Raw genomic sequence first — 18,731 nt, forward strand, 5'->3', positions numbered from 1 at the left:
CCTGATGTTGATCTCCACAGGACGTCAACGCCGTCGGCCGCTCGTAGTTTCCCGGCGCGACCCTTGCGTTCAACGAAATGGTTGATATGGCGGCGCAGCATGCTATGTTCCCTTTTTGTTTCGGCGGCGATCTCCGATTGAGGCCGATTCCATCGCGATCGCCCTGAAGCCGCCATGAACGACCTGAGCTCGACCCCAGTCCGAAAAATCATTCATGTGGACATGGATGCTTTTTATGCCTCGGTCGAGCAGCGCGATAACCCGCAATTGCGCTGCAAGCCGGTTGCCGTCGGCTATGCGGCGGTGCGCGGCGTTGTGGCAGCGGCCAGTTACGAGGCCCGAAAATTCGGCGTCCACTCGGCCATGCCGTCGGTCACCGCCAGGCGCAAATGTCCAGATCTGATATTCGTGCCGCCGCGCTTCGATGTCTACAGGGCGGTGTCCCAGCAGATCCGTGAGATCTTCGCCGAATACACGGCCTTGATCGAGCCGCTCTCACTCGATGAAGCCTATCTTGATGTCACCCACAATCTCAAAGGCATGGAGATTGCCACCGCGATCGCGGTGGAGATCCGCGGTAAGATCAAGCAGGTCACCGGCCTCAATGCGTCGGCTGGGATTTCCTACAACAAGTTCCTCGCCAAGATGGCAAGCGACCTCAACAAGCCAAATGGCCAGGCCGTCATCACACCAAAGAACGGGCCTGCCTTCGTTGAGGCCCTTCCCGTGAAGAAATTTCATGGCGTCGGACCGGCAACGGCCGAAAAGATGCATCGGCTCGGCATCGAGACCGGCGCGGACCTCAAGGAGCAACCGCTCGATTTTCTCACCCAGCATTTCGGGAAGTCGGGACCGTATTTCTATGGCCTCGCCCGCGGCGTCGACAATCGCCAGGTCAAGCCGGACCGGGTGCGGAAATCGGTCGGCGCCGAAGACACGTTCGCTGAGGACATCCATTCCTACGAGCCCGCCCGGGAACGTCTTCAGCCGCTTATCGAAAAAGTCTGGGGCTATTGTGAGGTCAACGAAATTGGTGCGAAGACGGTGACACTCAAGGTCAAATACGCCGACTTCACCCAGATTACTCGCAGCAGGACCGTTCCATCAGCACTGCCGGCGATCACCGATCTTGAGGACGTCGTCGCCCTCCTTCTCGCGCCAATTTTCCCGCCGCGCAAAGGGATACGCCTGCTCGGCGTATCGCTGTCTTCGTTGGAACGGCGGGCACCTGTCATGCAACCGCAGTTACGGCTGGCGCTTTAGTGCGCCTTGCTGATGATGAGGCCGGCCGAGAGCGATGGGACTAACAACCGACTATGCGGGGTGTCGCCACACCGTCCCTCGTGCCGCGTGCGCGGGTCATCGGCGCCATGAGGATGCGGTTCGGTGCCTGATTGCTCTGGCCTCTCTCGCATCAAAAGGAATGGGTACCTCACTTCCTCTGAATCGGTATCAGACCAGACGCGATCCGCCGTCGATGTTGAGAACTGCCCCGTTCATCCATCCATTCGCCATCAGAAAGACGACCGCATCGCCCGCCTCCTCCGGTGTTCCGAGACGATGGAGCGGCAGCGTCCGGGTGAGCGCTTCGACATAGGCCTGCCTGCCCTCACCGAGCGTTTTCGAAAGGATCGGGGTGTCGATGGGACCTGGCGACAGCGTGTTGACCCTCCGCGGGGCGAGCTCGACGGCAAGGCCGCGGGCAAAGGCTTCCATCGCGGCCGAAGCAGCGGCGAGCACCGCTGTTCCGTAGGCGTTCGGACGGTCCGCCAGCGCTCCTGAGATAAAGGTGATCGAGGCGTCGGAAGCGAGTTTGTCTCCGAGCGCCCGGAGAACATGAATCGATGCCCAGATCCGCTCTTCGAAGGCGCGCCGCAGATAGATGACGTCAGCCTCAAGTACCTTGCCGGCGACAAAGGATCCTGCCATCAGGACGAGATGGTCGACATGTTCGATGTCGGCGAGCGCTGCATAGATCGCGTCAGTGTCCGTGACGTCGGCAGCTCGCCAGCCGTCGAAGGCATTTCCCGCCGCCACGTTTCGGGTCCGCTCACGGTCGGAGCCGACGACCGTCACCTTCGCGCCGGCATCCCTCGCCTGTCGGGCTGTGGCCAATCCGATTCCGGAGGTGCCACCAACAATGAGAACATGCTTGCCAGCGAGCGGGCTCGTGCGGCTTTCGGAATTTGCTGTCTTTGTCATTTCTCTCTCCTTGAAGCGCCACCGTCGGCGCGTTGAAGAAAGATTTAGATTAGCAATCACACCTTGATAATCGGGCCTCATTTCGCTTTACTCATTCCATGGTGGAACAAATCGGAATTGAGCGACTGACCGGGATAATCGCCTTTGCACGTGCAGCCTCTCTCGGAAGCTATACGGCAGCGGCCCGCTCTCTCGCACTCTCGCCGTCAGCCGTCAGCAAGAGCGTTCAGCGCCTGGAACAGTACCTTGGCATCAGCCTTTTCACGCGCACTACGCGGTCGCTGACACTCACTCCGGAAGGAAGGGATCTTCACGAGAGGGCCTTGCGGCTCCTCAGGGAGGCCGAGGAGATCGAGCAGGCTGCCGCGGCGGCGCGCGCCGAGCCTGCGGGCTTCATCAAGGTGACAGCCCCTCTTCCCATCGGCGCGCATATAATAGCCCCGGCCCTTCCCAGGTTTCGGGAACAACATCCCAAGGTGATCATCGACCTCAGGCTGGGCGACCGTTTCACCGACCTTGTCGAAGAAGGGATAGACGTCGCCATCCGCGTTGGAGAACCGGCGGACTCGCGGCTGATCGCAAGAAAGCTCGCCCCCAACAGAATCTGCGCCTTCGCCTCTCCATCCTATCTGGCAAGCCGGCGACGGCCGGAACGGCCGGAAGACCTCGTCGACCACGACTGCGTCAACTTCCGGTATCAGAGCAGCGGTCAAACCCTGCGCTGGCCTTTCAAGGTCGGAGACAAGGTGATCGAGATCGTACCCAACGCCGTGACGATCGTCGACAATAGCGACGCCGTCGCGGCAGTTGTCGCTGCCGGCGGCGGTATCGGGATTTCGCCCACATATATCGCAGCGCCTTACCTGCGGCGGGGGCAGCTGGTACCTGTCTTGAAGGAATTCGCGGTCGACAGAAGCAGCATCACGGCCTACTGGCCGGAGAGCCGCAGGGGTAACCCGAACGTCAAGGCGTTCGTGTCTTTTCTAGGTGAAATTTTTCCTTCGCCTACGGCCTGGGACGCGGTGTTCTCGTCTGTCTCCTGATGCTGGAAGAGGTGACCGACGGCCCCGGCACTCCTCTAAAATTCTCCGCCCCGGCATGGGCTGATCGCCGAAATCGAATCTAACATTGCCCGGTCCACAAATTACCGCCGCGTCGTCGTCACGACCCTATGATATCGCGCCGCGAAGGCGGTTCCGACACGTGGTCCCTCCCGACATCGCGCTCTGTTGTTCCAAATGAGAATACCAACCGCACTTTCTTCATCACGCAGCCAGCGCCGCTTTACTCCAGCAGCTACTGAAAGCACCCTGACGTTCAAAGCACAACTAGAAGGGGCGCAAAACCGGATTCACTATGAAAGGTTCTTGGATTTGCCTGATGGACCGGTTGGTTAGCCCGATCGCCTCGTCTCCCTTCACCCTGCCTCGACACCAAAGGGAATAAGCCGAGTGATGACTCTGGCATATATTTATAAAAATCAATCGCATACTCCCACACACAATGGCGGGAACAAAAATCGCCACTGCGGGTTTTCCCCGCATGGATCTGCTTGATCCGCAAACAGAGGAAACATCATATGAAAAAGACTGCGTTGGCAGCGGCAATTCTTGCCGCCTATACCGTTGCCGCTTTTGCCCAAACCCCGCCGGCTTCGTCTCCGGATGGAAATACACCTGCAGTTGCAACCCCGGATACCAAAAATCCGACGGCGCCCGTTGAGGGTTCCAATAGCTTTACCGAAGGTCAGGCGAAGGATCGCATTGAGAAAGCGGGCTACACCGACGTCAAGGATCTCAAGCTTGATGACAAGGGGATCTGGGTGGCCTCCGGCATGAAGGATGGGAAAGCCGTCTCCATTGCCCTCGATTATCAAGGCAACATCGTCGCCAAGTAACCCCAAGGAGAAGCATGATGAGAACTGTAACCGGACTTTTCGACGACTACTCGGACGCTCGCTCCGCCGTCAGCAAATTGGAAGCGGCAGGCGTTCCCTCAAGCGATATCAGTATCGTCTCCAACAAGGCTGGCCGCATTGATAGGGACTCCGACGTTGGCGAGGATGCCGCGACCGGCGCTGGTCTTGGTGCTGCGGTCGGAGGCGTCGGCGGCCTGCTCACGGGGCTGGGCCTGATGGCCATCCCTGGCGTCGGACCTGTGGTTGCTGCGGGCTGGCTTGCCGCGACCGCGGCCGGGGCTGTCGCCGGCGCCGTCGCTGGGGGTGCCGTTGGTGGCCTGATCGGTGCACTCACCGATTCCGGCGTTTCGGAAGATGATGCTCACCTCTATGCCGAAGGTGTCCGCCGCGGTGGTAGCTTGGTCACGGCCAAGGTCGACGACGCCCGCGCCTCCGAGGCGCGTGCTATTCTCCAGAGTTCAAACTGGGTCGACCCGGTCGAACGTCGGCGTGCCTATACCGAGCAGGGATGGACCCGGTTTGACGACACGCTCGATCCCTATTCTCCTGAGCAGATTGCGCAAGAGCGGGACCGGTACCGTCGGACCGCCATCTAACCAGCATCGAGCCAACCCTCCTCGCTCTTGGCAAGGAGGGTTGAAGCTGATCTGACGCATCTCTCCCTATCGAGACCATTAACCCGATATGGTCATCGCCTTGGGCAAACCCAGCTCGGTCTCAAAGACGTCGTTCGTGGCGTCCGTCCGTTCGATCATCAGGGAAAGCGCGCCTATGACCGGCTGGGTCATGGCGCGGCAGTGGCAACCAATTTCATTTGTCCTGCTCTTCGTCGTCGGCGGAGAGCAACTCAACGAGCGCGGCAACCTTGCCCGTCGGCAGACGCCGACCTTCGCCCATCAAGGCTTCGTCGTTGTTGGCCCATGCAAATGCCTCGGCGAGTTCAGCCGGGGTTGCGCCTGTCGCGATGATCTCGGCCACCAGCGTTTCATCGGCAGGCCCAAGGATGGCGAGGACGTTATCCGAAGTCATGATCATAGTCATTTCTCCCTCTTTCCACCGCGGCTTGAATATGGTGGTTCCTGGGAAAATTTCAATTTTTTCCGCCGAGAAATTCCTCTTCCCTTGAAATTCTAAGACACTGAATTATATCAATATTAGTCGATTGCCCTATGGGATCGACATCAGGTCCAGGAGACGCCTCGTGGCTCTTGGCGTCTCCTTGTATCCATGTTGCTTATAAGGAGGATATGGCTATGAGGACAAACCTCGATTTCTCGCCCCTGTTCCGATCGAGCGTCGGCTTCGACCGGATGTTGAACGCGCTTGAGGCTGCAAGCCGCGCTGAGACCAGCGACGGTTGGCCGCCTTACGATATCGTCAAAGCCGGCGAGAATGAGTACCGCATTGTCATGGCAGTGGCGGGCTTCTCAAGGGACGACCTCGCGATGACCCAAGAGCAGAACATGCTCATCGTCTCAGGACAGAAGGCGAACGGCGATGACGTCCAATATCTGCATCGCGGCATCGGCAGCGGCTCGTTCCAGCGTCGCTTCGAACTGGCCGACCACGTCAGGGTCGTGCGTGCGGGTCTCGTCAACGGCCTGCTCATCATTGATCTCAAGCGCGAAATCCCCGAAGAGATGAAGCCGCGCCAGATCGAGATCCAAACCGACCAGACAATGCCGAAGGCCGAGACCAAGCAGATCGAGGCCAATCAGCAGGCGGCTTAAGCCTTCCTAGCAGACCGCTAACAAGGCGCCGGGCATGGTCCGGCGCCGGCAGGAAAGCTTTGCCGACCGAACAACAGAAAGGAGAAGAAGATGAGTGTTCGTGATCTAATTCCCTGGGGCCGCAACAATGGCAACCAGGTTCCAAGTCTCTTCCGCGATGACGACGGTGATCCCTTCCTGTCGCTTCATCGTGAGGTGAACCGTTTGTTCGATGACGTCTTCCGCGGCTTCGGCTCCGGCCTGGCGCACCGCGGCAACAGCGCCACGTCCGGGGGCGCCTGGCCGAGTGTCGAGATCTCCGACACCGACAGGGAGATCAAGGTGACGGCCGAGGTCCCCGGCCTTGAGGAAAAGGACATCGAAGTTCTGCTCCATGACGGCGTGCTGACGCTAAGGGGCGAAAAGCGCTCAGAGAGCGAGGATAAGGATCGCCAGTTCTCCGAGCGCTACTACGGCCGCTTCGAGCGCCGAATTCCACTTGGCGTCGAAGTCAAGGAGGACCACGTTGAGGCTACCTTCAGGAACGGCGTGCTGACCGTCAGCTTGCCTAAGACCGAAAAGGCGCAGTCACAGGTCAAACGCATCGCCATCAAGAGTTGATCGAAGCAAATGCGCGGCCGGCCACGTGCCGGCCGACATTAATCTTTCGCTGCGGCGGCGCCTGCGGGATTGTCAAAGGATCGAGACAACGGCTTAACCTTGCCAATAAGCGCGAGCTTAAAGCAGCACGAGCGTATCTTCGGGGGCTATCTTTTGCCGGCCAAACATTCGATATCGATTGCAGGATAATCGCATCACTTAGCATGATCCAGGGGAGCGTCATACGAAGGCGAGCGATCGGCCGGGATTTTAATGTTGACAAGCAGGCCTTCATTCCCCCAGTTTCTCTCGATGCGCCCTTGAAGCTGTTTTTCGACCATTGCACCGACAATCACGGTTCCGAAACCTCGTTTTGCCGATTTAGGTGGAATGCCGGTGCCCACCTCCTGCCATCGGATGTTAAGGCCTGTGCCCAACGGTCCGGGCTTCCAACTGATTGAAAGTGTGCCCCGCGCAACGGCAAGGGCGCCGTGACGGGCCGCGTTTACAGCAAGTTCATGGAATACGAGCGCAAGCGGCTGAACATCCGGGGCCGGCAGTCTGATATCCGGCCCGCTGAAAGAAGCGCGGGCTGCTGCGAATGGGGCCACCTGCTGGCGAATAATCTCCTCCACGGAAATGCTCGTCCACCTTCGCTCAGCAAGCAAGCTGTGGGCACGCGCGAGCGCGTGGACGCGATGTTGAATCGAGGCGGCATAAAGGGCCGGGTCCTCGGCATTGCTCAGGCGGACGATGCTGTCGACGATAGCCAGCACATTCTTCGCGCGGTGATCGACTTCCCTGAGCAGACGGTGCTCGGAGGCTTCGAGTGCTTCAATGCGGCGATACTCCGTTATGTCGATTTGAGACCCGAAGACATACAGGATCTGCCCGTCATCCCCATGTACCGGACTAAGATGAAGGCGATTCCAGAACTGCTCCCCGCTTTTCTTATAATTGAGGATTTCTACATCCACTTCGCGCTCGTCAGCGATGCCGGCACGAATTTCTGCCACGGCAGTTGGTGAAGTAGCGGGGCCTTGCAGGAAACGGCAATTGCGGCCGAGCACCTCTTCGGCGGCATAGCCAGTCAGTTCGAGGAATGATTTGTTTGCGAGCACGATCGGCAGATCCGGAGTGCGGGCGTCGGCGACGACCATCGGCATTCTGGTGCGTTCAAAGGCGATCGCCGCCAGCTCTTTCCGATCGGCGGAGGCCACTTTTGACGATGCGGAGGGCAAATCGCCGTGGAGTTTTCTCGTTGAATGGCTTGTCATGCTTCTACGCCTTACTGTGACGTTGCACGATAACGCGGTTCGCATTCCTTTGTTTCCGATGAGCCATCATGCGGGCGACAGAGCAGCGGCCGTATCATCATGGTGACCTGCACAGGGCGATCGTAGGCGCCGCACTCGATGTCCTCAGCGAGTCTCAGAGCACCGAATTTTCGCTGCGGGAACTCGCCCGACGAGCGGGCGTCAGTCACAACGCCCCCTACAAACACTTCGCCGACAAGCGCGAATTGCTGGGCGCCGTCTCGGCGGTCGGATTTGAACTCCTTGCCAAGCGCATGGCCGATGCGACGAAAGAACTCGACAGTCCGCGCGAGCGGCTGGCAGCCATTGCGCGCGCTTACGTTTGCGGCGGCGTCAACAATCCGGCGCTCTACAGGTTGATGTTCGGCGGCTACCTTGGTGGTGGCCAGGACAATGGGCGCCCCGCGATCGAAAGAACCGCGGCCCACAGCATGAAAGCCCTTGTCGTCGAGGCAATATGCGACGGCGCGCTCGGGCGCCTCATTCCCAACACGGCGGCAAACGCACGCACGATCGATGGCGCCATTCTAATATTCTGGTCGCAAATGCATGGACTGACTTTGCTGCTGGTGGACAGCCTCGTCGGCCCCAGCGGCAAGATTGAAGAGCTGAGCGAAGGCGTGTTGCAAGGCATGCTCGACGGATTGGCGAATTGTATCCCGGAAGTGCCAGACGGCGTGTGGGTGGGGCCTCCGCCTGCCGAATAGGACCTGGGGCTGATCCGGCCACCCGCCCTGTCATTTACATCTACGCACGCCGGCCCGTTCCCAGAGGAGAATTTCATGGACGCATACATCTCTGCTCTGATGGGTCTCGCCGGCATCGCAATTGGCAGCCTGACCTCTTTTGCCAGCACGTGGATGACGCATCGATCACAGTTGCGGGAAAAATATCGCGAGGTCGAGATTGCCAAGCGCGAAAAGCTATTCTCCGATTTCATCGCCGAGGCCACACGGCTGTTCGGTGATGCACTAAGCCACCAGAAGGACGACGTTTCCGACCTCGTGCTGCTTTATGCATTGGTCGCCCAGATGCGTCTGATCTCGTCCCATCCGGTCGTGGACGCAGCCGAACTGGCGATGGCAAGGATCGTCGAGACCTATTTGACGCCCAATCGCTCGCTCTCTGAAATCCGGGATCTTGCCCGTTCCGGCGCGATGAACTTTCTCCTCGATTTTGGTGAGGCTTGCCGCGCAGAATTGGCGACAGGGCACCTGGCTACCGGACGATAGAATGCCGCAGATCTCCGTGGTAAACTTTTGAACTTCGTCTATGTCAGTCTTCGCATAAGGGCTGCGGGCCGGAATTCGGCGTGGCCAAGTGCCGGGTACCGGAGGTGTTGGAGCGTTCCTGGAACCTGTTGAAGGGACTGTCAGATGCCTTGGCAGAACCAGAAGCCACCGACGACAATGGCGAGCATCGAAAACGAGGCCATAAGCGTGTTTTGCACTTTGACGCTCCCGGCCCCCGTCCGACCCGCGAGCCAGCCAATGAAGGTGGAAAAGGTCGCCATTGCCGCGATCGTGCCGAGACCGAACACGAGGAGATAGGCCGCTGCTTCGGCATTCGTGGGCAACGCCAGCGCTGGCACGATGCCGAGCAAGTGCGAACTGCCGGCCAGCCCGTGCACCGTGCCTACAGCAAAGGCCGGATGCTTGTGCCGGTGACCATGCGGATGATACCCCACGGAGTGAGTTTCTGACCGGCCGGCAAATGCTGCCCGTAATCCCCAGATGCCGATGCCGCAGAGCATGACGCCCACGAAACGCTCGCCCCAGGCGGAGATAATATCGATGGACATGGTATCCCGCAGCAATAGCGCGAGCAGCCCTACGCCAACGACGCCGGCGCTGTGTCCGACCCCCCATCGAACCCCTGTCCGCCAGGCTCGAGCTTTGGCATCGAGGGCATATGGTGCGATTGCGGCAAGGTGATCCGGGCCGGAAACGACGTGAACAAAGCCTGCGAAGAGCCCGGAGGCCAGAAGGGTCATCAGAAAGAAGGGGGTCATGTCGTAGCCTTTTGGGCGGCGGAATTCGCATAGCGGACAGCGAGCGTAGTCAACGTGGCACGGAGTGGTTTCCACAGCGCTCCATCATCAGTCGGGCAATCGAATGCGTGCCCGGACGTGGGAATTGATCATGTCCGCGAGCCATATCAGCCCGCCATGCCAGAACCCGTGCAGCCGCGATTGATGGCTGCGGTAGAGGAGGACGTGACCGAGCTGAGCCACCCGTCCACGTATGAAGCCGCCCGTGAATAGTCCGAATTGTCCGAGCGAGCCGTAGGCGCCATAGCCGCCCAGCGATACGATCGAACCGAAGTCCCTGTAGGAGAACGGGGGAAGTTCCCTCCCTTCCAGCCAGCCAGGAAGATGGCGGATCAAATGCGAAGCCTGCTGATGCGCAACCTGGGCTGCTGGAGGTAGCGGCTTGCCAAGCTCTCCCGGAGAAAGACTGGAACAGTCCCCGACGGCAAAAATCCGGGGATCAAGCGTCGTCTGCAGCGTGGGTCCCACCACGATCTGGTTGTTGCGTGTCACCTCAAGGCCATCCAACGAGGCACAGGCGTCCGAAGCCTTCACACCGGCCGCCCAGACCTTCAGCTCGGCGTTGAGCTGTGTTCCGTCCGCCAGCCGAAGGCAATCGGCCTCGGCGGCGACGACCCTCGTGCCCGTCAGGACCGCGACGCCGAGCCTCTCGAGACGCTCGCGGGCGGCAATCGCCACACGATCGGGAAACGCACCTAACAGATTTGGCCCGCTCTCGATCAGCGTCACCTTGACCTGGTCGCGCAGTCCTGCAGCGCCGTAATAGGCCGAGGCATCGGCGAGCTGGACGAGCTCTGCGGCGAGTTCGACTCCTGTAGCACCGCCTCCGACCACCGCGATGTGCAAGATGCTCTTGGCCGCGAGCGCTGCGAGCATGAGCGCCATCACCTCGCGATTGAAGTTCATCGCCTGGGAACGGCTATCGATCGTCAGGCAGTGGTCGCGCACGCCCGGCGTTCCAAAGTCGTTCGCCTCGCTACCTGTCGCCAGGATCAATGTGTCATAGGATATCGCACGCTCCGGCAAGATGGGGCGACCGTCGATCTCCAACGGGTTCAGATAGATCTTCCGCTTTTTCCGGTCGACGCCCTTGAGTTCTCCCGTCTCGAACATGAAACGTCGGTTTCGGGCTTGGGAGATGTAGGAGGTTTCCTGCTGGGAAACATCCGTGGTTCCGGCGGCGATCGTATGCAGCATCGGCTTCCATACATAGGCAGGCTCCCTGTCGACCAGCGTCACGGCGATCGAGGTTCTGCGTATCCTTCCTGGCAGTTTGGAGGCAATTTCCAGCCCGGCGATTCCGCCACCGACGATCACGATCTGGTGGGGCCTTGAAGGCGTGCCTCCTTGGTCAGGATCGTGTCTCTGGGGCTTGTCGGATGGTGTTGATGATTTCCGCATTTATCTTCTCCAGATATAATCACCTGCAAGACACCGCGACCTCTGAGGTCGCGGTCGCAGTGTTTTCGTCAACGGCCGGAGCGTGCCCGCGCCGACTGGCTACGAGTTCGGACGGCTCGACGATCAGCCGTCCGCTACGACGGTAAGTAGTCAGGAGGCGCACCCAGTTTGCCAGGATCGAAAGCCTTGCGTGGCCCCCGCCGGACAAGGTTCGCAAATGCAGCAGTCCCCACAACAACCAGGCGGGAAAGCCGATGATTGAACGGCCGCGAAATTCCGCGACGCCGACGTTCCGAGAGATGGTTGCCAGCTTGCTCGGCGTGAATGACGCGTAAGGCTTGGGGTAGCGGGTGTTCGCAAGGCGTGCTGCGATAAGTCTGCCGACGTATTTGCCTTGATCCTGCGCAACCGACGCCAGGCCCGGCATCGCCCGGCCATCAGAGCCCATGACATGGGCCGCATCGCCGACAACAAAACACTCAGGATGTCCCGGCACTGAAAAATCATTCAGGACCGCTACTGTTCCGTCCGGTTTGACATGCGCGCCGAGTGTGCGTGCCAGTGGCACTCCCTGAACGCCAGTGCACCACAATACGGTCGCAGCGGCGATGCGCTCGCCGCCGACGACGACGCCTGCTGCGTCCACGTGAGTTACGGGAACGCCCAGCCTTACCTCGACCCCTTGGCCTTCCAGGGCGCGGGCCGCATAGGCTGAATGTCGTTCGCCAAAGGTCGGCAGCAATCTTGGCCCCGACTGGACCAGTACGACGCGCGCCTTGCCGAGGTCTATATTTCGAAAGTCGGATGCGAGCGTCCTTCGGGTAAACTCGCTGATCGTGCCTGTGATCGCGACGCCCGTCGGCCCACCGCCGACGACGACCACCGTCATGTCGCGCGCCTGGTTCTCAGGATCAGGCTCCAATTCGGCTCGCTCGAACGCCTTCAGAAGTCGATTGCGGGCGGTGACCGCGTCGCTGAGCGACTTCAATCCAAGCGCGTGCGGCGCCCATTCCGCCTCGTGACCAAAATAGCTCGTCTGCGCTCCCGTCGCGACCACCAGGATATCATGGCGACCTGGAAGAGAAACGGTTGAGAAACACGTGATGATTGTTCCGGTCGACGAGCGTGATGTCGGCATTGCTGTCGCGTAAGGCGCGGACGGCTGCCAGGCCGGCGAAACCGGCGCCAATGACAGCGATCTTGCATCGCGATGTTTGGTTTGTCGCGGCCGGCAAGGTGAGCGTTCATCATACAGCGAACTCGCGGGCCCGGGTGGCTTGTTCGGCGGCACTCGCCCTGGCAAGGAGCTTGCGCGACCTCGGCGTGTCTCGGAGTTTTAAATTGACCAAGGCCAGATCGAGCGCTCGCTTTGGCCGATTGCCGATCCCCATGAAAAATGCCGCCGCATGGTCCGCATAGGCTTCGGGCCGACGCGCCAGCAGACGCTCATATGCCTCGCCTGCGAGTTCGGCGTATCTGGCGGACCTGCCGTCGCCACACGCGGCGAGAATTTCCGCGTAGAGCGCGCGGTACTCCGGATCATCGGAGGCTTCCAGCAGGGGGGTGACGAGAGATTCTGCAAGGTCCAACTTCCCGCGGGCGAACGCAACCTCGGCACGATGCCCGCGTCCCGGAACATGTGCAGGCAGTACCACGTCGAGCGCTGCGAAGACCGCCTCCGCTTGATCCAGATCGCCTCGGCGCATCGAACTCACTCCCCATTCGAAGAGCAGTTGCCCACAGGGGAACGGAGATACTCCATCGTCGGCGTCGAGCGCGGCCGCATAGTAGGTCTCCGCCCTGCCCCATTGATCCATTTCCGCCAGCAGCGTCGCGAGGCTTGCAAGCGTATCAATCCGAGGATTGCGCTTCGCCAGTCTTTCACGCAGGACCAGCGCTTCATTATAGTATCCCGTCGCCTGAAGCAGAGCCGCCCGTTCTGCTTCAATTTCTTGTCTCGAATATCCAGCCACCAGCGCTTGAGCGAGAAGCGCTTTGGCTTTCGCGAAACGGTGGAAGCGTCCCGCCATCTGCGCGCGCACATAGAGCGCTCTTGCGCAGTTGGACGACATGTCGATCGCCTCAGCGGCGATGGACTCGCCCCGGTCATGGTCCGCGATTCTGCCGAGCACGTCGCCGCGGAGAAAGAGGAGTTTCGCGAGCGTCAGCAAGCTTTCGGAACTCCCACCCGCAGCACGCTCCCGCTCCAACCCGTCGATCGATGTCGACAGGTTGGCGAGAGCAATCCGCCCGCTTGTATAGCGATGGGGCTGGATCATCATCAGGAGGCAACCTTGAGGCCGGTCAGCAGCGCAGGATAGCCCCGCGTCAGCGAGCCCCCGTCGATCGCGATCGTATCACCGTTGATCGAGCGCGCCTTGTCGGACGCGAGAAACACGGCCGCCGCCGCGATTTCTTCCGCTGCTACAGCGCGATTCATCGGGATGACGCCGAGGAAGAGGTCACGCATGACGGGATTGTCGAGTTCCTTTCTGGTCAGTGGCGTTTCCACCAGACCGGGCGCGATGCCTACGACGCGAATACCTCGACCACCGAGCTCCAGGGCGCCGCAACGGGTGATCATGTCCACCCCGGCCTTCGCGGCACAGTAGGCCACCTGACCTTCGCCTGCCTGCCGCGCATTCACCGAGGAGATGTTGATGATTACGCCCGGCCGTCCCTGTTCGATCATGATCCGGGCGCCATTTTTGACGCCGAAGAAGACCCCGCCGAGCGTCACGGCCTGAACGGCGCTCCACTTTTCGGCGGAGAGTTCGGTAAGCGGCGTGATCGCACCAAAGCCGGCACAATTAACGACGATATCCAGCGAGCCGAAACTGTCGCATGCGGTGATCATGGCGCCCTGGACCTGAACCTCGTCCGAAACGTCGGTCAAGCAGCCGATTGCGCGATCACCGAGTTCGCGGGTGACCTCGTCAAGCGCTTTCGCATTGACGTCACAGAGCACTACGCTCGCGCCCGCTTCGATAAATGCCGTCGCGATCGCCTTGCCGATGCCCGATGCGGCGCCGGTCACGACGGCGCCCTTGCCCTTCAACTCATCCATTTCAATTCTCCATCAATGGCGGTGGTCTCCCACTCGCAAAAAATCAGATTTCTTGTTCCAACTTAGCGGCGCTCGGCCTCAAGGTAGTCGTAGACGACTTCGCCGTCGTTGAGCGTCATGTCCCAGAGGTGCTGGCGGCCTTCGAGAACGCGCACGACCGGCAGTGCCGCGACCGGGCAGCCGACATGCGGGACCATGAACAGTTCCGCGGGGCCGCCCCATGCGCCTTTCAACCGGACATCGTAAAGATTGACCTTCACGAGCTGGGCGACCTTCGGCGTGTGGTTGTCGACGTCGGGTAGGAGCTTGAGCACGAGCTGGGTCGTTTGCAGCTCCTGCTCGATCTCGGCCAGGCGATCAGACAGGTCGACCATGCGATACGGCATGGTCGCAAGCGCGACCTGCGTGCCACCATAGGAGAGGGTGCCGGTCAGCACCTCCCGGACGGCTTTCAGCTCGGGCTCGCCATGTCGCTTCGGGAAACCGAGAATCTCCCGACCGGCGAGGGTCGGGGACTCGCTGTTGAGGAATGCCTGGAAGACGTAGATGACCGGCTTGCCCTCGAAGGTGCATGCCACCGAATGGCCGATCTCAACGTACGGCCCGAATCCGCTGACGTCGGTCATGTTCCGCCACTCTATGGTGACGCGGTTGCCCTCGGCTGGTTGGAGAGGTCTCGGGACAACCGCGCGTACGGCCTCCGCGGTGCTCTCGTAGGTGACGATGAGCTGGTGCATGTCCTTGTAGTGCCACGGCCCGCGCGGGTAGCTTGGCCTCAGGGTCGACATCACCGGATACTCTGGGAACCAGTCGGAGACTCTACCGTTGTGTTTCATGCTGTCCATGTTCATTTCTCCACAAATGCGGGCACGGGAAGGTCCGTCCGCTGATTGGCTTGGCGTACGTAAGGAAAGACCGGAGCGGCCGGATTGGTCGGACCGTCGACCCCATCGCCCAGCCGCTCGCCGCGGCCGCCGTTCACGAGCAGCGTGAGCATCTCGTCCAGAATGTCATCGTCCAGCCAACGACCGCCGGCGGTTGCGTGTGGGCGGTTCTCGAGCACTGCCCGCTCGATCTCGAGAAAACTGCCGGTCGCGAAGGTATGAGCGAGATCCAGGACCAGGTAGTCGCTCAAGAGCAGATCGCACATGGGATGTCGGCCGTCCGCTGCCGAGGGCCATGCCATCTCGCCATCGAGGCCGTCGAAGAACGCAAGCGTTGCATCGACACGGGCCTCGTAAAGCGGCCGATATTCCCTGGAGAGGGAGAAGGCATCCTCCCTGTTGTAGAGGTCTCGAAGCTCGACGCCCTCCGGTTCCCGTGTCGCGTTCGACAACATGACGTTCTTGATTTCCGGCCGGCCGACACGTTCGAACCGGACCGGCTTGCTGCCGCGTGCGAGAAACGTTTCCGCAACGGCGGCGATCAGTGTGACGCCATCAAAATGTTCGATAATCGAGGCAAACGGCACCTCGACGACGATCGTCAAGACGTCGCGAAACTCGACGGTGTTCGTGCCCTTCGCTCCGAACGAAAGTTTGCCGGAAATGTCCGTGCGGATGGTCGCCTCGACATCCATGAAGAATGGGTCGCTGACCAGTCCCGCGTAGAGGCGCATGCCATCGAGTTCCGACGGCTCGCCAGTGACGAAGCTCGCCTCCCGCCCATCCGAGGTGACGACGGTACCTTTCTGCGCCGACGTCCCGTCGGGCACGTCGCTGAAACGCACGTCGATCGCATGTTCCGCCGGACCGTGCGCGAAGCTGTCGCCCGAGCGGGTCAGCGGTCGCAGCCGGAAACGATAGGTTACAACATCGCTGAAGAAAGACCGCGATGTGGCCATGGGAAACGCATTCATGATCAGGACGAGATTCCCTGGGCGTTCCGGGCTGGGAAAGGCGTAGAAATCGGTGATGTCCACCGCTGGATCGTCCATGACCGCGGGGCCGCTGAAATGGTCTGACATTGGGTTCGTCTCTTTCCGTGGTTCAGAATTTTTGTTCGATGATGCCCCTGAGCGCGGTCAGCCCTGGCACGAACAAGTACTCGCCACCCTTGACCGTGACGAAGGTGGGCAGATCGAACAGGAACGGTCGCTTGGCGCCCGGCACGGACATTTGCGATCCTTCGCCCCCGACGCCATTGATCGGGTCTTGCTCGGCGGGATCGAGGCCCAGGAACTCGCCACCCTTCATCCATTCTGCCTGTACGAATTCGAACTGCCGTTCGATGTCGGCCTGCAGGAAGAGGTTGACGAGGCCGCGATCGACGCCATCGTCCTCAAGCGCGCCGTCCTTAAGATGTGGTCCGTATTCGACGCCGCGCCGAACCAGTCGGTGGCGCTTTACGGCAGTCGCACGTTTAAGGGGTGTGGCACGCGGATTGCTGCGACGCAGGTGCGAGCCGAGCGGGCACCGCAGGCCTTGGTCGTCGCCGGCATAGGTGAAATCGTTGCGCCGGTCACGGTCGGCGGCAATGGCCGGATCGTCCTTCTCGGGCGACAGGTCGATCGGGCAACCGCTGGGCCAGCGACCCATGAGTTTGGCCGCCACCAGGTCCCGGTGATGCTGATCGTCGCTGCCATAGAGCGACCGCGCAGCGGTCGCTAAGTATCGACGAAACGCTGCCACGTCCTGATAAAGTTTGCGGAACACCATATAGGTTCCGTTCAGCCGCAGTTCGAATGGTTCCGGCATCAGCGTGCCGCCGGGACCGACCTCGTCCTCGTAGCCGAGCAGGAACTCGCCCGGTTTCAGCGGGCGCCACGTGCCGTCGGTTTCGAGTACGCCATCGCCAGGATAGGAGGGCATATCCGCGCCTTCGATCGGCGGTTGAGAGATTGGATCGGCAAAGCCGAAATGTTCGCCTTCGGAGCCTATTCCGCTTTCATGCGCGAGCGCCATGGTGTCCTGAATGAACCGGATTTCGACACCGCCGGTCGCTTCAAATTCCTCGCGGAGGACTTTTGTTGCCTCTTCCCTACCTTGGTCGGAATCGGTTCGGAGCCATGCCATCGCGTGGATGTCAGGCCCTCCAAGGCCGCCCTCCCAATGTTCCGGCGCGTGGGGACCTAGGTCGCCTACTGCACTTGCACGTCCTCCCATCCCGACCCGGAACGCTTCGGGGAAGCTGGCGAGCGCGCGTTCCGAAAGTCCGAGCGCCTTCAGGCCGTGATGGGTGAACCCGATATTGACCGTGAACCCCCTCCCGTGCTCCTGTTGGCGGGCATTGACGCGTTGGAACATGTTGCGCAGCCATGCGCGCGACTTCGCGCCGTCGTTGAACCTCAGGAAGATGTGACGCCCGTATCGCAGTAGAATAGGCGTCACGACATTGTCCTGGATGTCATGCAGATTAGCCTTGAGGTCAGCGGACGTTAAGCCAGGCTGAGAACCTAGAATCGCCATTGTCGCAATCCTTGTCGCATTGAGTTCGACGCAGTCGTCGGGAGATGAAGCCGCCCCGAGCCGGGGCGAACGGCCGACCTCATCTCCCGGGGGGTCAGGTGGTACTGACGGTGTTCGCGGGCGTCATTTGCCGATGTGTTCGGCGACATCCTCGTACTGCCACTGGCGACCGACCTCGGTGTCGATCATCGCGTCGCTTGGCACTTGCTTGTAGGATTCGGCCAGCTCTCCGAAGAACGCATTGACGGCGTCCTCGAGATTGAGGTCGCCCTTGGAGACCGCGCGTTGAAACTTCTGGGTCTTTTCATACCAGTCTGCCGCCTTGTAGATCTGGCCGAGACTGAGGCTCGGAAAGACATCGTAACAGGCCAGGGTCTTAATCTGACCGCGCGCGATAAATTCCACGACGTCGCGCGCCGTCGCATCCGGGCCGCTCGGACACCCTACGCACTGACCCCATATCTTCGTCAGGTTCTCCTTACCGTTGAGAACGAAGTCGTCGAAATATTTGTCGAGAGTCCCGTCGAACTGGGAGATGAAGAACAGGGTGTAGCCATCGAAATCCTGGGTCCTGGCGACGAACCAGCGCGCCGTCCGGATCAGACCGAGCATCGTCGTCGCTTCCGAGAACGTTTTTCCAGGCCCGCCCCATACAGGGACCTCGCGGCTAAGCGTATCCGTGAACGCCACCAGGTCGGCGTCGGGCTTCAACGCCCACATGCCGGTGAACTCCTTGACCTCGTTTTTGCCGCCCTTGCCCATGACAAGACCTGGGTAACGCAGGCCCCATCCGCTCGTGTTCGTGCCGTCATGGCTCATTTGCAGTCTCCAAATTGATGCATGTAATGATGTTGACAGCGCCCACTTAGACCGCAGTGTGGGCAATGTCAACATCGCATGGTCAAAAATGTTGACATGAGCAACTTAAAGACCCAATGGACTGATATGACCGAAAACATTTCCACGACAGAGCAGCGTCCGTATCACCATGGCGACCTTCACAGGGCGATCGTAGGCGCCGCACTCGATGTCCTCAGCGAGTCCCAGAGCACGGAATTTTC

Annotated in this window: 21 protein-coding genes and 1 pseudogene; 9 read left to right on the forward strand and 13 right to left on the reverse strand. The window is 60.4% G+C overall.

Translation table 11 applies throughout. From position 1 onward, the window contains the following. Positions 1-174 precede the first annotated feature (174 nt). Positions 175-1,263, forward strand: a complete 1,089-nt coding sequence (dinB, locus tag EFD55_RS18870; protein WP_125846551.1) for a DNA polymerase IV — start codon at positions 175-177, stop codon at positions 1,261-1,263. A gap of 189 nt (positions 1,264-1,452) precedes the next feature. Here dinB and EFD55_RS18875 read toward each other — a convergent pair whose 3' ends face one another. Continuing rightward, positions 1,453-2,202, reverse strand: coding sequence for an SDR family oxidoreductase (locus EFD55_RS18875; protein WP_125846552.1), 750 nt, complete (start codon positions 2,200-2,202; stop codon positions 1,453-1,455). Between the two features lie 98 nt (positions 2,203-2,300). On the opposite strand from EFD55_RS18875, the gene EFD55_RS18880 reads away from it, so the two are divergent. From EFD55_RS18880 to EFD55_RS18890, 3 genes are all read left to right on the forward strand, one after another. Then, the gene (locus tag EFD55_RS18880) at positions 2,301-3,245 is read left to right on the forward strand and encodes a LysR family transcriptional regulator (protein ID WP_125846553.1); all 945 of its coding nucleotides are present in this window, start codon (positions 2,301-2,303) and stop codon (positions 3,243-3,245) included. Positions 3,246-3,781: 536 nt separating this feature from the next. After that, positions 3,782-4,099, forward strand: a complete 318-nt coding sequence (locus EFD55_RS18885; protein WP_125846554.1) for a PepSY domain-containing protein — start codon at positions 3,782-3,784, stop codon at positions 4,097-4,099. Positions 4,100-4,116: 17 nt separating this feature from the next. Next, complete coding sequence (locus EFD55_RS18890) at positions 4,117-4,716, forward strand: general stress protein (protein WP_125846589.1); 600 nt, start codon at positions 4,117-4,119, stop codon at positions 4,714-4,716. Positions 4,717-4,930: 214 nt separating this feature from the next. Here EFD55_RS18890 and EFD55_RS18895 read toward each other — a convergent pair whose 3' ends face one another. Then, the gene (locus EFD55_RS18895) at positions 4,931-5,155 is read right to left on the reverse strand and encodes a hypothetical protein (RefSeq protein WP_125846555.1); all 225 of its coding nucleotides are present in this window, start codon (positions 5,153-5,155) and stop codon (positions 4,931-4,933) included. Between the two features lie 218 nt (positions 5,156-5,373). Between EFD55_RS18895 and EFD55_RS18900 the strand changes: the two genes are divergently transcribed. Both EFD55_RS18900 and EFD55_RS18905 read left to right on the forward strand, forming a co-directional pair. Beyond that, positions 5,374-5,850, forward strand: a complete 477-nt coding sequence (locus tag EFD55_RS18900) for an Hsp20 family protein (RefSeq protein WP_125846556.1) — start codon at positions 5,374-5,376, stop codon at positions 5,848-5,850. Positions 5,851-5,940: 90 nt separating this feature from the next. Further along, the gene (locus EFD55_RS18905) at positions 5,941-6,450 is read left to right on the forward strand and encodes an Hsp20/alpha crystallin family protein (RefSeq protein ID WP_125846557.1); all 510 of its coding nucleotides are present in this window, start codon (positions 5,941-5,943) and stop codon (positions 6,448-6,450) included. Positions 6,451-6,644: 194 nt separating this feature from the next. Here the strand turns inward: EFD55_RS18905 and lov are convergent, their stop codons facing one another. Beyond that, positions 6,645-7,706: a blue-light-activated histidine kinase gene (gene lov / locus EFD55_RS18910; protein ID WP_125846558.1), complete on the reverse strand. Its 1,062-nt coding sequence runs from the start codon at positions 7,704-7,706 to the stop codon at positions 6,645-6,647. A 68-nt stretch (positions 7,707-7,774) separates the two neighbouring features. Here lov and EFD55_RS18915 point away from each other — a divergent pair, with 68 nt between their 5' ends. Beyond that, positions 7,775-8,452 (forward strand): TetR/AcrR family transcriptional regulator, encoded by a 678-nt coding sequence (locus EFD55_RS18915; RefSeq protein ID WP_125846559.1) that lies wholly within the window; start codon positions 7,775-7,777, stop codon positions 8,450-8,452. 75 nt (positions 8,453-8,527) lie between these two features. Then, entirely contained in the window at positions 8,528-8,977 is a 450-nt protein-coding gene (locus EFD55_RS18920; RefSeq protein ID WP_125846560.1) for a hypothetical protein, read from the forward strand. A 140-nt stretch (positions 8,978-9,117) separates the two neighbouring features. Here the strand turns inward: EFD55_RS18920 and EFD55_RS18925 are convergent, their stop codons facing one another. The 10 genes from EFD55_RS18925 to EFD55_RS18965 all read right to left on the reverse strand — a co-directional run bounded on the left by EFD55_RS18925 (position 9,118) and on the right by EFD55_RS18965 (position 18,489). Continuing rightward, positions 9,118-9,756 carry a sulfite exporter TauE/SafE family protein gene (locus EFD55_RS18925; protein WP_125846561.1) on the reverse strand — a complete coding sequence of 213 codons (639 nt, stop codon included), beginning with the start codon at positions 9,754-9,756 and terminating at the stop codon, positions 9,118-9,120. Positions 9,757-9,843: 87 nt separating this feature from the next. Beyond that, on the reverse strand, positions 9,844-11,196 hold the full coding sequence (locus EFD55_RS18930) for an NAD(P)/FAD-dependent oxidoreductase (protein ID WP_125846562.1): 1,353 nt from the start codon (positions 11,194-11,196) through the stop codon (positions 9,844-9,846). 19 nt (positions 11,197-11,215) lie between these two features. Further along, positions 11,216-12,334: an NAD(P)/FAD-dependent oxidoreductase gene (locus EFD55_RS18935; protein WP_245438502.1), complete on the reverse strand. Its 1,119-nt coding sequence runs from the start codon at positions 12,332-12,334 to the stop codon at positions 11,216-11,218. Further along, the gene (locus tag EFD55_RS33835) at positions 12,261-12,431 is read right to left on the reverse strand and encodes an FAD-dependent oxidoreductase (RefSeq protein ID WP_245438503.1); all 171 of its coding nucleotides are present in this window, start codon (positions 12,429-12,431) and stop codon (positions 12,261-12,263) included. Before EFD55_RS33835 ends, EFD55_RS18935 begins: the two co-directional genes overlap by 74 nt. A gap of 12 nt (positions 12,432-12,443) precedes the next feature. Further along, entirely contained in the window at positions 12,444-13,478 is a 1,035-nt protein-coding gene (locus EFD55_RS18940; protein ID WP_125846563.1) for a tetratricopeptide repeat protein, read from the reverse strand. Further along, a complete protein-coding gene (locus EFD55_RS18945) occupies positions 13,478-14,263 on the reverse strand; it encodes an SDR family NAD(P)-dependent oxidoreductase (RefSeq protein ID WP_125846564.1) in 786 nt (261 codons plus the stop codon). Before EFD55_RS18945 ends, EFD55_RS18940 begins: the two co-directional genes overlap by 1 nt. Before the next feature lie 62 nt (positions 14,264-14,325). Further along, positions 14,326-15,108 (reverse strand): acetoacetate decarboxylase, encoded by a 783-nt coding sequence (locus EFD55_RS18950; protein ID WP_245438504.1) that lies wholly within the window; start codon positions 15,106-15,108, stop codon positions 14,326-14,328. A 2-nt stretch (positions 15,109-15,110) separates the two neighbouring features. Continuing rightward, positions 15,111-16,229, reverse strand: a complete 1,119-nt coding sequence (locus tag EFD55_RS18955) for a DUF4331 family protein (protein WP_125846566.1) — start codon at positions 16,227-16,229, stop codon at positions 15,111-15,113. Positions 16,230-16,251: 22 nt separating this feature from the next. Continuing rightward, positions 16,252-17,670, reverse strand: a complete 1,419-nt coding sequence (locus EFD55_RS18960) for a Dyp-type peroxidase (RefSeq protein WP_210276256.1) — start codon at positions 17,668-17,670, stop codon at positions 16,252-16,254. Between the two features lie 123 nt (positions 17,671-17,793). Beyond that, the gene (locus EFD55_RS18965) at positions 17,794-18,489 is read right to left on the reverse strand and encodes a hypothetical protein (RefSeq protein WP_125846567.1); all 696 of its coding nucleotides are present in this window, start codon (positions 18,487-18,489) and stop codon (positions 17,794-17,796) included. A 126-nt stretch (positions 18,490-18,615) separates the two neighbouring features. Between EFD55_RS18965 and EFD55_RS33840 the strand changes: the two are divergent. After that, positions 18,616-18,731 (forward strand): annotated as a pseudogene (locus EFD55_RS33840) (TetR/AcrR family transcriptional regulator); the annotation flags it as partial.

This window comes from Rhizobium pisi (assembly GCF_003938655.1).
Classification (GTDB): domain Bacteria; phylum Pseudomonadota; class Alphaproteobacteria; order Rhizobiales; family Rhizobiaceae; genus Rhizobium; species Rhizobium pisi.

Bases quoted from the DNA above. Each gene is read 5' to 3' on its own strand.
- dinB (WP_125846551.1), top strand. From the start codon at position 175: ATGAACGACCTGAGCTCGACCCCAGTCCGAAAAATCATTCATGTGGAC.
- EFD55_RS18875 (WP_125846552.1), bottom strand. From the start codon at position 2,202: ATGACAAAGACAGCAAATTCCGAAAGCCGCACGAGCCCGCTCGCTGGC.
- EFD55_RS18880 (WP_125846553.1), top strand. From the start codon at position 2,301: ATGGTGGAACAAATCGGAATTGAGCGACTGACCGGGATAATCGCCTTT.
- EFD55_RS18885 (WP_125846554.1), top strand. From the start codon at position 3,782: ATGAAAAAGACTGCGTTGGCAGCGGCAATTCTTGCCGCCTATACCGTT.
- EFD55_RS18890 (WP_125846589.1), top strand. From the start codon at position 4,117: ATGAGAACTGTAACCGGACTTTTCGACGACTACTCGGACGCTCGCTCC.
- EFD55_RS18895 (WP_125846555.1), bottom strand. From the start codon at position 5,155: ATGATCATGACTTCGGATAACGTCCTCGCCATCCTTGGGCCTGCCGAT.
- EFD55_RS18900 (WP_125846556.1), top strand. From the start codon at position 5,374: ATGAGGACAAACCTCGATTTCTCGCCCCTGTTCCGATCGAGCGTCGGC.
- EFD55_RS18905 (WP_125846557.1), top strand. From the start codon at position 5,941: ATGAGTGTTCGTGATCTAATTCCCTGGGGCCGCAACAATGGCAACCAG.
- lov (WP_125846558.1), bottom strand. From the start codon at position 7,706: ATGACAAGCCATTCAACGAGAAAACTCCACGGCGATTTGCCCTCCGCA.
- EFD55_RS18915 (WP_125846559.1), top strand. From the start codon at position 7,775: ATGCGGGCGACAGAGCAGCGGCCGTATCATCATGGTGACCTGCACAGG.
- EFD55_RS18920 (WP_125846560.1), top strand. From the start codon at position 8,528: ATGGACGCATACATCTCTGCTCTGATGGGTCTCGCCGGCATCGCAATT.
- EFD55_RS18925 (WP_125846561.1), bottom strand. From the start codon at position 9,756: ATGACCCCCTTCTTTCTGATGACCCTTCTGGCCTCCGGGCTCTTCGCA.
- EFD55_RS18930 (WP_125846562.1), bottom strand. From the start codon at position 11,196: ATGCGGAAATCATCAACACCATCCGACAAGCCCCAGAGACACGATCCT.
- EFD55_RS18935 (WP_245438502.1), bottom strand. From the start codon at position 12,334: ATGCCGACATCACGCTCGTCGACCGGAACAATCATCACGTGTTTCTCA.
- EFD55_RS18940 (WP_125846563.1), bottom strand. From the start codon at position 13,478: ATGATGATCCAGCCCCATCGCTATACAAGCGGGCGGATTGCTCTCGCC.
- EFD55_RS18945 (WP_125846564.1), bottom strand. From the start codon at position 14,263: ATGGATGAGTTGAAGGGCAAGGGCGCCGTCGTGACCGGCGCCGCATCG.
- EFD55_RS18950 (WP_245438504.1), bottom strand. From the start codon at position 15,108: ATGGACAGCATGAAACACAACGGTAGAGTCTCCGACTGGTTCCCAGAG.
- EFD55_RS18955 (WP_125846566.1), bottom strand. From the start codon at position 16,229: ATGTCAGACCATTTCAGCGGCCCCGCGGTCATGGACGATCCAGCGGTG.
- EFD55_RS18960 (WP_210276256.1), bottom strand. From the start codon at position 17,670: ATGGCGATTCTAGGTTCTCAGCCTGGCTTAACGTCCGCTGACCTCAAG.
- EFD55_RS18965 (WP_125846567.1), bottom strand. From the start codon at position 18,489: ATGAGCCATGACGGCACGAACACGAGCGGATGGGGCCTGCGTTACCCA.